Source organism: Undibacterium paludis (genome assembly GCF_022568815.1).
Classification (GTDB): domain Bacteria; phylum Pseudomonadota; class Gammaproteobacteria; order Burkholderiales; family Burkholderiaceae_D; genus Undibacterium.
Genome location: NZ_JAKZHX010000073.1, coordinates 1 through 356 on the forward strand (window position 1 = coordinate 1; position 356 = coordinate 356).

Annotated in this window: 1 protein-coding gene; it reads right to left on the reverse strand. The window is 55.9% G+C overall.

Translation table 11 applies throughout. The features are described from left to right. Nucleotides 1-356 (reverse strand): choice-of-anchor A family protein (locus tag LZ463_RS28975; RefSeq protein WP_241459794.1); only part of this gene is annotated, 356 nt, incomplete at both ends.

Below are 356 nucleotides of genomic sequence, written 5' to 3' on the forward strand. Positions count from 1 at the left end.
GCCGCCTGGAAGCTGCGGTTGTTGGCGATGTAGACATTGCTGTTCCAGTTGTTGACGACGACATTGCCATCCACCACACCACTACCACCACTGACTGTGGCCAGCGGCGCGAGGATGCTGGCGTTGAGGGCGACGTTGGTGAACGTCAGTTTCTTCGCGGTGCTGAAGTTGAACAGAGCATTGTAGTTCTTGAAGCCGTCTGGCATGCCGCCTTGCATGCCGCTGTCACCCGTGACGTTGATGATGAGGGTTTGCCCTGGGTTCAGGTTGACGAAGTTGGCGTAGGTCACACTCAGCAAGTCTGCACCTTTGACACTAAAGATTTGTGTACCGCTTGTGCCATCGCCCTGGAAGGT